Source organism: Kitasatospora sp. NPDC058032 (assembly GCF_042885845.1).
Taxonomy (GTDB): domain Bacteria; phylum Actinomycetota; class Actinomycetes; order Streptomycetales; family Streptomycetaceae; genus Kitasatospora.
Map to the genome: position 1 here is coordinate 60,571 of NZ_JBHVRK010000018.1, position 13,302 is coordinate 73,872.

The 13,302-nt window shown below is 71.7% G+C and carries 7 protein-coding genes; all 7 read left to right on the top strand.

Annotation, left to right across the window (positions count from 1 at the left end; all coding sequences use genetic code 11):
* Positions 1-313 precede the first annotated feature (313 nt).
* On the top strand, positions 314-811 hold the full coding sequence (gene nrdR, locus ACFVUH_RS26120) for a transcriptional regulator NrdR (protein ID WP_355365127.1): 498 nt from the start codon (positions 314-316) through the stop codon (positions 809-811).
* Between the two features lie 215 nt (positions 812-1,026).
* Positions 1,027-3,909, top strand: a complete 2,883-nt coding sequence (locus tag ACFVUH_RS26125) for a vitamin B12-dependent ribonucleotide reductase (protein ID WP_387915621.1) — start codon at positions 1,027-1,029, stop codon at positions 3,907-3,909.
* 366 nt (positions 3,910-4,275) lie between these two features.
* A complete protein-coding gene (locus ACFVUH_RS26130) occupies positions 4,276-5,700 on the top strand; it encodes an ABC transporter substrate-binding protein (RefSeq protein WP_387915622.1) in 1,425 nt (474 codons plus the stop codon).
* 226 nt (positions 5,701-5,926) lie between these two features.
* Positions 5,927-6,919 (top strand): sugar ABC transporter permease, encoded by a 993-nt coding sequence (locus tag ACFVUH_RS26135; protein ID WP_355365112.1) that lies wholly within the window; start codon positions 5,927-5,929, stop codon positions 6,917-6,919.
* Positions 6,916-7,833, top strand: a complete 918-nt coding sequence (locus tag ACFVUH_RS26140) for a carbohydrate ABC transporter permease (RefSeq protein ID WP_387915623.1) — start codon at positions 6,916-6,918, stop codon at positions 7,831-7,833. Before ACFVUH_RS26135 ends, ACFVUH_RS26140 begins: the two co-directional genes overlap by 4 nt.
* Before the next feature lie 250 nt (positions 7,834-8,083).
* Entirely contained in the window at positions 8,084-11,203 is a 3,120-nt protein-coding gene (locus ACFVUH_RS26145; RefSeq protein ID WP_387915625.1) for an Ig-like domain-containing protein, read from the top strand.
* A 255-nt stretch (positions 11,204-11,458) separates the two neighbouring features.
* Positions 11,459-13,186, top strand: coding sequence for a DUF4153 domain-containing protein (locus ACFVUH_RS26150; RefSeq protein ID WP_387915627.1), 1,728 nt, complete (start codon positions 11,459-11,461; stop codon positions 13,184-13,186).
* The last annotated feature ends 116 nt before the right edge of the window (positions 13,187-13,302 follow it).

Sequence of the window (13,302 nt, forward strand, 5' to 3'; positions counted from 1 at the left end):
TTTCCAGCCCAACGCACCCCGTATCGAAAGGTTGCGCCAAACACACGTTCGAGTGAATTATTCGGGAGTTGGCTGACTCGATCAAGGCTTTGTTGTACATCGATTAAATGTTCGATCGGAAGGCGCTCCCGGAATCCTAGTCCGCGCCGACACGCCCATGGGTCTACTTCCCTCGCAGACCTAGATGTAGTGGCTACAGTCCTCTCCGTGGCCCAGTACTTGTGGTCGAGGCCTCAAGATCGGGTTGCGATCAGCGGCCCGGGATCGCATAGACTCGACCAGTCCGCACGTCCTGCCAGGGAGGGATCCTCAGGTGCACTGCCCCTTCTGCCGGCACTCCGACAGCCGCGTCGTCGACAGCCGGACCACCGAGGACGGCAGCTGCATCCGCCGTCGTCGGCAGTGCCCGGACTGCGGCCGCCGCTTCACCACCGTGGAGACGGCCGCCCTGATGGTCATCAAGCGCAGCGGCGTCACCGAGCCGTTCTCCCGGGAGAAGGTCATCTCCGGCGTCCGCAAGGCCTGTCAGGGCCGCCCGGTCACCGAGGACGCGCTCGCCCAGCTCGGCCAGCGGGTCGAGGAGTGCGTGCGGGCCACCGGCAACGCCGAGCTCACCACCCATGACGTCGGGCTGGCCATACTCGGCCCGCTGAAGGAACTCGACGTCGTCGCCTACCTGCGCTTCGCCAGCGTCTACCAGGCGTACGACGGACTGGAAGACTTCGAGGCCGCCATCGCGGAACTCCGCGCCGAGCGGCCCGCTCCCGAGGCGGACGGCACGCCCGTGCCCGTCGCCTCCGCCGCGCCCTAGCCGGCCCGGCCCCCCTCACCGGCCCCTTCCGGGGTCGGCAGCACCCCCGGCCCCTTCGAGGGCCGACGTGTGCCCGAAAACGGCGCACAGACCATGACAAATCGTGCGCGGTCGGCGGGGACTCCCGCCTGCCCGCACACCGGAAGAGCGAACCAGCCGTGCCCGGATTTTTCGGGGCACTCCGGGCGTTTGCCCAACCAGGAGGAGGAACAGAAGTGACAGACACCACGAGCGGTTCCGCACGCGGGTCGAAGTCCGACAAGACGGCGGCCAAGGGCGGCGCCGGCAAGGCCCCCAAGGGCGGCCTTCGGATCGGGCGCATCTACACCACTCCTGGCGTGCACCCGTACGACGAGGTCCGCTGGGAGCGGCGCGACGTCGTGATGACCAACTGGCGCGACGGTTCGATCAACTTCGAGCAGCGCGGCGTCGAGTTCCCCGACTTCTGGTCGGTCAACGCGGTCAACATCGTCACGTCCAAGTACTTCCGCGGCGCGGTCGGCACCCCGCAGCGCGAGTGGAGCCTCAAGCAGATCATCGACCGCGTGGTGCTCACCTACCGCGCCGCGGGGGAGAAGAACGGCTACTTCGCCACCCCGGACGACGCCGAGGTGTTCGAGCACGAGCTGACCCACGCCCTCCTCCACCAGGTGTTCAGCTTCAACTCGCCGGTCTGGTTCAACGTCGGCACCAAGCAGCCCCAGCAGGTCTCCGCCTGCTTCATCCTGTCCGTCGACGACTCCATGGAGTCGATCCTCGACTGGTACAAGGAAGAGGGGATGATCTTCAAGGGCGGCTCCGGCGCCGGCCTCAACCTCTCCCGGATCCGCTCCAGCAAGGAACTGCTGTCCTCCGGCGGAAACGCCTCCGGCCCGGTCTCCTTCATGCGCGGCGCCGACGCCTCCGCCGGCACCATCAAGTCCGGTGGCGCCACCCGCCGCGCGGCCAAGATGGTCGTGCTCGACGTCGACCACCCGGACGTCGAGGCCTTCATCGAGACCAAGGTGAAGGAGGAGGAGAAGATCCGCGCCCTGCGCGACGCGGGCTTCGACATGGACCTCGGCGGGGACGACATCACCTCCGTCCAGTACCAGAACGCCAACAACTCGGTCCGCGTCAGCGACGAATTCATGGCCGCCGTCGAGAACGGCACCGAATTCGGCCTGCGCGCCCGGATGACCGGCGAGGTCATCGAGACCGTCGACGCGAAGAAGCTCTTCCGCAAGATGGCCGAGGCCGCCTGGGCCTGCGCCGACCCCGGCATCCAGTACGACTCCGTCATCAACCACTGGCACACCTGCCCGGAGTCCGGCCGGATCAACGCGTCCAACCCCTGCTCCGAGTACATGCACCTGGACAACTCCAGCTGCAACCTCGCCTCGCTCAACCTCATGAAGTTCCTCCGCGACGACGACTCGTTCGACGCCGAGACCTTCGCCAAGGTCGTCGAGCTGGTCATCACCGCGATGGACATCTCGATCTGCTTCGCGGACTTCCCGACCGAGAAGATCGGCGAGACCACCCGCGCCTACCGCCAGCTGGGCATCGGCTACGCCAACCTCGGCGCCCTGCTGATGGCCACCGGCCACGCCTACGACAGCGAGGGCGGCCGTGCCCTGGCCGGTGCCATCACCTCGCTGATGACCGGTACCGCCTACCGCCGCGGCGCCGAACTCGCCGGTGTGGTCGGCCCGTACGACGGCTACGCCCGCAACGCCGCCCCGCACCAGCGGGTCATGAAGCAGCACGCGGACGCCTCGAAGGCCGCCGTCTCCTTCGACGACCTGGACGCCCCGGTCTGGGCCGCGGCCACCGAGGCCTGGGGCGACGTGCTCCGGGTCGGCGCGCAGAACGGTTTCCGCAACGCCCAGGCGTCGGTGCTCGCCCCGACCGGCACCATCGGCCTGATGATGGACTGCGACACCACCGGCGTCGAGCCGGACCTCGCGCTGGTCAAGTTCAAGAAGCTGGTCGGCGGCGGCTCGATGCAGATCGTCAACGGCACCGTCCCGCGCGCCCTCAAGCGCCTGGGCTACCAGGACGAGCAGATCGAGGCGGTCGTCGCCCACATCGCCGAGCACGGCAACGTGGTGGACGCTCCGGGCCTGAAGACCGAGCACTACGAGGTCTTCGACTGCGCCATGGGCGAGCGCTCGATCTCCCCGATGGGCCACGTCCGGATGATGGCCGCGATCCAGCCGTGGATCTCCGGCGCCATCTCCAAGACCGTGAACATGCCGGCCTCGGCGACCGTCGAGGACGTCGAGGAGATCTACTTCGAGGCGTGGAAGCTGGGCGTCAAGGCGCTCGCCATCTACCGCGAGAACTCGAAGGTCGGCCAGCCGCTCTCGGCCAAGAAGAAGGACGAGAAGGCCGAGGAGGCCCCGGCCGCCGCGGTCGAGAAGGTCGTCGAGTACCGCCCGGTCCGCAAGCGCCTGCCCAAGGGCCGCCCGGGCATCACCACCTCCTTCACGGTCGGTGGCGCCGAGGGCTACATGACCGCCAACTCCTACCCGGACGACGGCCTCGGCGAGGTCTTCCTGAAGATGTCCAAGCAGGGCTCGACCCTCGCGGGCATGATGGACGCCTTCTCCATCGCCGTCTCGGTCGGCCTCCAGTACGGCGTGCCGCTGGAGACCTACGTCTCGAAGTTCACCAACATGCGCTTCGAGCCGGCCGGTCTGACCGACGACCCGGACGTGCGGATGGCGCAGTCGATCGTCGACTACATCTTCCGCCGCCTGGCGCTGGACTTCCTGCCGTTCGAGACCCGCTCGGCGCTCGGCATCCACTCCGTCGAGGAGCGCCAGCGCCACCTGGAGACCGGGTCCTACGAGCCGCTGGAGGCCGAGGAGGAGCTGGACACCGAGACGCTCGCCCAGTCCGCCCCGGTGGCCCCCGCCGCCAGGCCGGCCGCCGCTGCGGCCCCGGCCGCGAAGGCCACCCCGGCCCAGGCCCACAACTCGACCGAGCTGATCGAGATCCAGCTGGGCCTGAACGCCGACGCGCCGCTCTGCTTCTCCTGCGGCACCAAGATGCGCCGCGCCGGCAGCTGCTACCTCTGCGAGGGCTGCGGCTCCACCAGCGGCTGCAGCTGACCCCGGCCCGCACCTCGCGGATGAGGTGAGCCACCGCTGAAGGCGGGGCGAGGACATGACGTCCTCGCCCCGCCTTCCGGCTTCCGGGCGCCGCTCTCCCACCCGGACCGGCTCGCGCCGGTGCGGGAGGGGAAGGTCGGCTGGGACGCGGTGGTGGAGGAGTCGCTCCGCTGGACGCCGCCGACCAGCAACTCCCGGGACACCCGGGAGCGAAGGGCGTTCCCGGACCTTGGCGGCGCGTGGCGGCTGCGTTAACGTCTTCAGATCGGCCGGCCGCCGCGTCCCTGTCGATCGTCCAACTCCTGCACAGCGCAATGTCGTTCCGTCGTACAGCCGAGCGTTCGCGCCCTGGCGAGGAGGACCGCGTTGACTCCCACCCCGACCGTGCCGCCCACGACCGCCCTGCCGCCCGCCGACCGCAGGCACCGGCGCCGCCCGCGCCGGCCGCTCGCCGCGGTGGCCCTGCTGGCCGCCGCCGCACTGACCGCGGCCTGTTCCAACAGCTCGGACAGCTCCGGAAGTTCGGGAGGGTCGGGCGACGGCCGGACCCTCTCCGCCGACTGCGCCGCCTACCAGCCGTACGCCGGGCACTCGGGCAGGACGGTGACGGTCTTCGCCTCGATCCTCAGCCCCGAGTCGGACAACCTGGAGAAGTCCTGGGCGGACTTCGTGAGGTGCACCGGCATCAAGATCAGTTACGAGGGCAGCAACGACTTCGAGTCCCAGCTGCCGGTGAGGGTGAGCGGCGGCAACGCCCCGGACTTCGCGATCATCCCGCAGCCCGGCCTGCTGGCGCAGATGGTCAAGAGCGGCAAGGTGGTCAAGCCGCCGGAGCAGACCGTGGCCAACCAGGGGAAGTGGAGCCCGGTCTGGAAGAGCTACGGCTCGGTCAACGGCACCTTCTACGCCGCGCCGATGAGCGCCAACATGAAGTCCCTGGTCTGGTACTCGCCCAAGGCGTTCAAGCAGGCCGGCTACACCCCGCCGAAGACCTGGGCCGACCTGATGGCGCTCAGCGACACGATCGCCAAGGCGGGTGGCGGCAAGCCGTGGTGCGGCGGCATCGCCTCCGGCACGGCCACCGGCTGGCCGGCCACCGACTGGCTGGAGGAGGTGGTCCTCGGCTCGTACGGCGGTGAGGTGTACGACCAGTGGGTGAACCACCAGGTGAAGTTCTCCGACCCGAAGATCGCCGCGGCGATGAAGACGGTCGCCGACTGGATGCAGAACCCGGCCTGGGTCAACGGCGGCTACGGCGACGTGAAGTCGATCGCCACCACGACCTTCCAGGACGCGGGCGCGCCGATCCTCACCGGCAAGTGCTTCATGCTCCAGCAGGCGTCCTTCTACAAGGCGCAGTGGCCCAAGGAGACCAGGATCGGCCCGGACGGCGACATCTTCGCCTTCCCGCTGCCGGCGGTGAGCCCGTCGGTGGCCAATCCGGTCGAGGGCGGCGGCGAGTTCCTCACCGCGTTCGCGAACCGGCCCGAGGTGCAGGCGGTGCAGAACTACCTGTCCAGCAGCGAGTGGGCGAGCAGCCGGGTGCGGACCGCGACCGGCTGGGTTTCGGCCAACCAGGGCGTGGACAAGAGCCTGTACACCGATCCGATCGACCGGATCTCCGCCGACGCCCTCACCGACCCGGCGGCGACCTTCCGGTTCGACGGCTCGGACCTGATGCCGGCCGCGGTCGGCGCCGGGCAGGAGTGGAAGTCGCTCACCGCCTGGTTCGCCGAGGGGCAGTCGATCCAGAAGACCGCCGCGGACATCGACGCCGCCTGGCCGCAGTAGCGGCGCGCGGCGCAGGACCACCTGCCGAAGGGCGGTGCGGGGCCACCCACCCGCACCGCCCGCCCCTCCCCGTGCTCCCGGCCCTCCCCGCACTCCCGAGCCTGCCGCCGCCCCCTGTCTCCGGCGTTCGCGGGCCTCGGGTCTCGGGTCTCGGGTCTCGGGTCTCCACACCTTCTGTTCCTCCCGGTTCCCCGTTCCGCCCTCCGTTGGGAAAGGACGTCCCGCCATGTCCCTCTCCGCCGGCGCCTGGGGCGACGCGATGGTCAAGTTCGGCAACGGCTTCGGAGCGATCGCCGGCTTCCTCGGCATCCTGTTGCTGGTCTTCCTGGTCGCCGGGCGCGCCTCCGGCCGGCTCGCCCGCCCGCTGGCCGTCCTGGTCCTGCTCGGTCCGGCCGTGGTGCTGCTGCTGGTCGGCCTGGTCGCGCCGCTGGTCCGCACGGTCTACCTGAGCTTCTACAGCGACGACAGCAGCCGGTTCGTCGGCGGCGAGAACTTCCGCTGGGCGCTGACCAACGACTCGGTGCGCGACGTCCTGGTCAACACCCTGCTGTGGCTGGTGATCGCCCCGCTGGCGGCCACCGGTCTCGGCCTCGTCCTGGCCCTGCTGGTGGACCGGATGCGCGGTCAGGCCGTCTACAAGTCGCTGCTCTTCATGCCGATGGCGATCTCGCTGGTCGGCGCCTCGATCATCTTCAAGTTCGTCTACGAGTCGCGCGATCCCTCGCAGCGGCAGATCGGCCTGCTCAGCCAGGTGGCGATCACGCTCGGCTGGGACGATCCGCCGAACTGGCTGCTCTCCCAGCCGCTCAACACCTTCCTGCTGATGGCCGTCATGGTGTGGGTGCAGACCGGCTTCGCGATGGTCGTGCTCTCGGCGGCGATCAAGGCGATCCCGGACGAGGTGACCGAGGCGGCCCGGCTGGACGGCGCCCGGGGCGTGCGGCTGTTCTGGTACGTCACCGTGCCGATGATCCGCACCACCGTGGTGGTGGTGCTGACCACGGTGATGATCACCACGCTGAAGGCCTTCGACATCGTCCGCACCATGACCGGCGGCAACTTCGGCACCCAGGTGCTGGCCAACGAGATGTACTCGCAGTCCTTCGTCCAGTTCAACACCGGGCGGGGCAGCGCACTGGCGGTGCTCCTCTTCCTCGCGGTGCTGCCACTGGTGGCCTACAACATCCTCCAGCTGCGCAAGGAGCGTGCGGTCCGATGAGCGTACGGCGCGACGGCAACGCCGTCCGGAAGGCCTTCTCCTCCCCACTCGGCTCGGTCTTCGTGATCGCGGTGACGGTGCTGTGGACCGTTCCCACGCTCGGTTTGCTGGTCACCTCGCTGCGCCCCAAACAGGACGTCACCGCCGACGGCTGGTGGAACGCCCTGCTCCAGCCGGACCTCGGCCTGGACAACTACCACACCGTGCTGTTCGAGGGCGGCTCCGGCGTCTCCACGGGGCTGATGCCCTTCCTGGTGAACTCGCTGGCGATCAGCGTGCCGGCCACGGTGTTCCCGCTGGTGCTGGCGGCGATGGCCGCGTACGCGCTGGCCTGGGTGCGGTTCCGGGGTAGCGACACGCTGTTCTTCGTGATCTTCGCGCTCCAGGTGGTGCCGATGCAGATGGCGCTGATCCCGCTGCTCCAGCTGTTCTCGGGCGGGGCGCACCTGGGCCCGCTGACACTGCTGCCGGCGCTGGACCTCAAGGGCACCTACGCGCCGGTCTGGCTGGCGCACACCATGTTCGCGCTGCCGCTGGCGACCTTCCTGCTGCACAACTTCATCGCCCAGCTGCCGCGCGACCTGATGGAGGCGGCGGTGGTGGACGGCGCCTCGCACATGAAGATCTTCCGCTCGATCGTGCTGCCGCTCTGCACCCCCGCGCTGGCCTCGTTCGCGATCTTCCAGTTCCTCTGGGTCTGGAACGACCTGCTGGTGGCGCTCACCTTCGCCGGCGGCACGCCGGAGGTGGCGCCGATGACGGTCCGGCTGGCGCAGCTGTCCGGCTCCTTCGGCGGGCGGTGGGAACTGCTCACGGCGGGGGCGTTCCTGTCGATCGTGATCCCGCTGGGGGTGTTCTTCGCGCTCCAGCGGTACTTCGTGCGCGGGCTGCTGGCCGGGTCGGTCAAGGGGTGACCCCGGCTCCGTCCGGGCCGGGTCGGGCGTTGCCCCGGGGGGCGTCGGGGTTCACGCCGTTCGATGGCGAATGTGGTGATTCTGTGGACACGGCCGACGGGCAACCGGTACACCGTTAGGGAGTTGGCCGAGATGACACAGGGGGGCGGTCATGGCGGACGCGGGTGCCGGCATACGCGCACGAGCGGGTACGGGCGGCGCGGGCAGAGGTGGAGACCGAGGCAGGGGCGGTTCGTGGCGGCGGCGGGCGGTGGGACTGCTCGCGGCGCTCGCCACCGCGGCGGCGCTGGCCACCGGACCGGGCGCGCCCCCGGCGGCGGCCGCCACGGCGACGCTGGGTGCCACCGAGGCCGGCGCCCGTACCGACACCGCCGACTCCCACTACCTCAACGCCTCGCGCTACGTGACCGGTTCGTCGGGCGGCACGGTCAGCAGCATCTCGGTGTACGTGGACAGCGTGGACGCCGCGCCCAACGACCGGTTCCAGACGGCGATCTACCAGGACAACGGCGGCAGTCCGGGGGCGCTGCTGGCGAGCAGCGACACCGCGACCCTCACCGGGCCGGGCTGGAACAGCGCCCCGGTGACGGCCACCCTGGCCGCCAACACCCCCTACTGGCTGGCCTACAACACCAACGGCTCCGGCCCCACCGTCAACAACCTGCGCTACGCCCCGGGCGGCACCAGCGCCTACGGCAACGCCGGCCAGCCCTTCGGCAGCTGGCCGGCCACCGCGGGCCCGGTCACCACGATCGCCACGAGCTTCTCGATCCACGCCACGTACACCACCGCCGAGGTGGCCCCGTCCGATCCGGCCCCGGGCGCCGGGCCGGGCGCGGAGGGCCCGATCCTGCTGGTCACCAGCCAGGCCAGTCCGTACAGCCGCTACCTGGCGGAGATCCTCAAGGCGGAGGGCCTGAACGCCTACCGCCAGGTGGACGTCTCCGCCGTCACCAGCGCCGTACTGGCCTCCGCCGATGTGGTGCTGCTCGGCGAGATGCCGCTCACCGCCGCCCAGGCGAACCTGTTCAGCACCTGGACCACCGCCGGCGGACAGCTGGTGGCGATGCGCCCGGACAAGCAGCTCGCGCCGCTGTTCGGGCTCACCCCGGCGTCCGGTACCCGCGCCGACGCCTACCTCAGGGTGAACACCGCGGCCGCGCCCGGCGCCGGGATCACCGGCGACACCATGGGCTACCACGGCGCCGCCGACCTCTACACGCTGAACGGCGCCACCGCCGTCGCCACCCTGTACAGCGACGCGGCGACCGCGACCGCCAATCCGGCGGTCACCCTGCGCACGGCCGGCCGCGGCCGGGCCGCCGCGTTCAGCTACGACCTGGCCAAGTCGGTGGTGCAGACCCGCCAGGGCAACCCCGCCTGGGCCGGCCAGCAGCGCGACGGTGTCGACGGCTACGAGGCCAGCGAGATGTTCTTCGGCACCGGCGGCCAGCCGGACTGGAACGACCTGGACAAGGCGCTGATCCCGATCGCCGACGAGCAGCAGCGGCTGCTCGCCAACCTGCTCACCCAACTGGCCTCCGGCGAGAAGCCGCTGCCCCGGTTCTGGTACTTCCCGCGCGACGTCAAGGCCGTCGTGGTGATGACCGGTGACGACCACGGCGTCGGCGGCACGGCCGGCCGCTGGGACGGCTACCTCGCGCAGAGCCCGCCCGGCTGCTCGGTCGCCAACTGGGAGTGCGTGCGCGGCTCCTCGTACATCTACACGGACGACCCGCTCACCCCGGCCCAGGCCAAGGCGTACAGCGACCAGGGCTTCGAAGTCGGCGTGCACGTCACCACCGACTGCCGCCCCTGGGGCAGCACCGCGGTCCTGCAGGGCTACTACCGCGACCAGTTGGCCGCCTGGCGGGCCAAGTACCCGAACCTGCCGAACCCGTCGAGCAGCCGCACGCACTGCGTGGAGTGGGACGACTGGGCCACCCAGGCGAAGACCAAGCTGGCCAACGGGATCCGGCTGGACACCGACTACTACTTCTACCCGTCGAGCTTCACCCAGGACCGGCCCGGCTACTTCAACGGCACCGCCCAGATCATGCGCTTCGCCGACACCGACGGCAGCGTCATCGACGAGTACCAGGCCACCACCCAGCTCACCGACGAGTCCGGCCAGTCGTACCCGGGCACCGTCACCACGCTGCTCGACGCCGCGTACGGCGCCCAGGGCTACTACGCGGCGCTGACCGCCAACATCCACACCGACTTCGCCGCCTCCGCCGCGTCGGACGCGGTCGTCGCGGCGGCCAGGGCGCGGGGCGTGCCGGTGGTGTCCGGCCGGCAGATGCTCACCTGGCTGGACGGGCGCAACGGCTCGGCGTTCGGAAAGCCGGCCTGGCACCCGAGTGCCCCGGGCGGGGGCTCGCTGACCTTCGACATCACCGGCGGGGCCACCGGGCTGCGCGCCATGCTGCCGTTCAACGCGGCCGCCGGCACGCTCACCGGGATCACCTCCGGGGGCCGCCAGGTGCAGTACCGGGTCGAGACGGTCAAGGGCGTGGCGTACGCGTTCTTCGACGGCGCGGCGGGCTCGTACACGGCCGACTACGGCCACGACGACACCGCGCCGACGGTGCTCGGCACCACCCCGGCCGCCGGGGCGAGCGGGGTGGCGCCGGGCACGGCGGTGCGGTTCTCCTTCGGCGAGCCGCTGGACCCGGTGAGCGTGACCGGCGGGTCCGTCACCCTGCGGCCCGCCGCGGGCGGCGCGGCCGTCGCGGGGACGGTGGGCTACGACGCGTCGACGGCGAGCGTGGTGTTCACCCCGGGCGCCCCGCTGGCGCTGACCACCGGGTACACCGCGACCGTCCAGGGCGTGCGGGACCTCGCCGGGAACGCGCTGGCGGGTCCGTACGCGGTCTCGTTCACCACCGGGGGAGCGGAGCCGCGCACGATCGGGAACACGGCGGTGGGCTCGCTGATCGACGACACCGACTCCAACCACCTGAACGGCAGCCGGGTGACCACCGGGGCCGACCCGGTGGCGCTCACCTCGCTGAGCGTGCACGTCGGTCCGGTCGGCGCTGCGCCCGCCAACCGGTACCAGCTGGCCGTCTACACCGACGAGGGCGGTTCGCCCGGGGCGCTGGTCGCCAGTACGGGGACCGGCACGCTGACGGCCAACGCCTGGAACTCGCTGCCGGTGGACCTCACGCTGAGCGCCCGCACCTCGTACTGGTTCGTCTACAACAGCAACGGGGCGAGTTCCACGGTCAACAACATGAACTACTCGACGGGTGCCGCCGGGCAGGGCGCGTACAGCAACACGGTGGTGCCGTTCGGCACGTGGCCGGCGGACTTCGGGCCCTCGGTGAAGGACTCGTTCCGGTACTCGCTGTTCGGGACGTACTGAGCGCGCGGCGGCGCTGACCGGGCCGGCGCCGAAGGGCTCTGAGCGCTGCTCAGGAGTGCGCCGGGACACCGGACCCGGTTCTGTCACAGGGGTGTGACGGAGCCGGGTCCGATGTTTTTGAACTTGTTCAGAATGGTCTACAGTCGGCATCGGCCGCGGTGCCCGGTGCCTTCACCGGTGTGGTTCCGCGTGCTCGTCGGCGGACCGCCCGGAGGGTGGCTTCCGCACGCCCACCCGACCATTGAGGGGGAAGCCATGTCCGGATTCAGCCCGCCCGCCGCGGACGGAGTGCCGCCCGGCGCCGGCGCCGGGGCCGGGGCCGGGGCCGTGCCCGGGGCCGCGCCGGGTTCCGTGCCCGGGGCCGCGCCGGGTTTCGGGCCCGCCTCCGGCTACGGCCCCGGCGTTGGACACGGCCCCGGCTACGGCCCCGCTCCCGGCGCCGGACCGTACCGGGCGCCCGGTACGCCCGCGCCGCAGCCGTTCGCCTGGCTGCGGCCCGGCGACCCGGACAAGAAGGCCCCGGCCACCGGCCGGACGGTGCTGGCGGCGGTGCTGGCCGGCCTGCTCACCTCCTGGCTCCTGATCGACGGACTCGGCGTCAACCTGCTGCTCTGCGCGGCGTTCACCGCCGCCGGTGCCGGGATCGCCGCCCGCGCGGCCGGCCGCCGGCTGCGCGTCTGGACCGTCGTGTGGAGCGCGGTGGCACTCGCCCTGCTCGCCGTCCCGGCGCTGTACGAGGCCGGCCGGCCGGTGCTGCTGAGCACCGTCCTGGCCCTCGGCCTGGCCTCGCTGGCGCTGCACGGCGGGCGGCGCTGGAGCGGTGTCCTGCTCGCGCTGCCGGGCGTGCTCTGGCAGCTCGTGCCAGCCCTGGTGTGGGCGCGGGCGAGCCTGCGGGCCCGCGGCGGGAACAGCCGCGCCCGAGTGGTGCCGGTGCTCAAGGGGGTCGTCGTGGCGGCCGTGCTGCTGGCCGTCTTCGGCGCCCTGTTCGCCGGCGCCGACGCCGCCATGGCCGACGTCCTCGGAAGCCTGGTGCCCAGCCTGGACCTCGGCCGGCTCCCCGCCCGGGTGGCCCTGTTCGTGCTCGGTCTGGCGACCGCGCTGGGCTTCGCCCACATCGCGGCCGGCCCGCGCCGCTGGGACCGCACGCGGGTCCGGCCGGGCCGCGCCAGGGGCCGGCTGGAGTGGGCCGTGCCGCTGGTCGCGCTGAACCTGATGTTCGGCGCCTTCGCGGTGGTGCAGGGTGTGGTGGTGCTCGGTGGCGGCGAGTCGGTGCTGGAGCGCACCGGGATGAGCCGCTCCGAGTACGCCCGGCAGGGCTTCTGGCAGCTGCTCGCGGTCACCGTGCTGGCCCTGGTGGTCGTCGCGGTCGCCAGGCGCTGGGCGCCGCGCGGGACCGGGACCGACCGCCGGCTGGCGCGGTCGCTGCTCGTCGCGCTCTGCCTGCTCACCCTGGTCGTGGTGGCCTCGGCGCTCGGCCGGATGTGGTTCTACGTGGACGCCTCCGGGCTGACCACGCTCCGGCTCTGGGTGCTGGCGGTCGAACTGTGGCTGGGGGTGGTCTTCCTGCTGCTGGTCGCGGCGGGCCTGACCCCGTCGGCCGGCTGGCTGCCCCGCGCGGTGGTGCTCAGCGCGGCGCTGGCCGCCGCCGGGTACGGGCTGATCGGGCCGGACGCCCTGGTCGCGGAGCACAACGTGGCCCGCTTCGAGCGGACCGGGCAGATCGATCTGCGCAACGTCCGCGGCCTCTCGCCGGACGCCGTCCCGGCCCTGGACCGGCTGCCGGGCGACTACCGGATCTGCGCGCTGAACGTCGTCGCCGCCGACCTGGCGCAGGACGGTCCGGCCCCCTGGTACGCCACCAGCCTGGCCGGGGCGCGGGCCCGGGGCATCCTCACCGATCGCCCGGCGGCGGACCGCCTCTCGGACGGGAAGAACGCCTGCGACCGGGTCGGGCTGCTCCCCGGCCGCACCTTCGGCGGCTGAGCCCGGCCGGGGAACGGTGCGGGGGACGGCGGAGCGGGGGACGGGGGACGGCGAGGGCCGGCCGGGAGCGTGCTGCTCCCGGCCGGCCCTCGCCCGTCCGGTCCGCCTCCCCCGGG

Bases quoted from the DNA above. Each gene is read 5' to 3' on its own strand.
- ACFVUH_RS26140 (WP_387915623.1), top strand. From the start codon at position 6,916: ATGAGCGTACGGCGCGACGGCAACGCCGTCCGGAAGGCCTTCTCCTCC.
- ACFVUH_RS26135 (WP_355365112.1), top strand. From the start codon at position 5,927: ATGTCCCTCTCCGCCGGCGCCTGGGGCGACGCGATGGTCAAGTTCGGC.
- ACFVUH_RS26150 (WP_387915627.1), top strand. From the start codon at position 11,459: ATGTCCGGATTCAGCCCGCCCGCCGCGGACGGAGTGCCGCCCGGCGCC.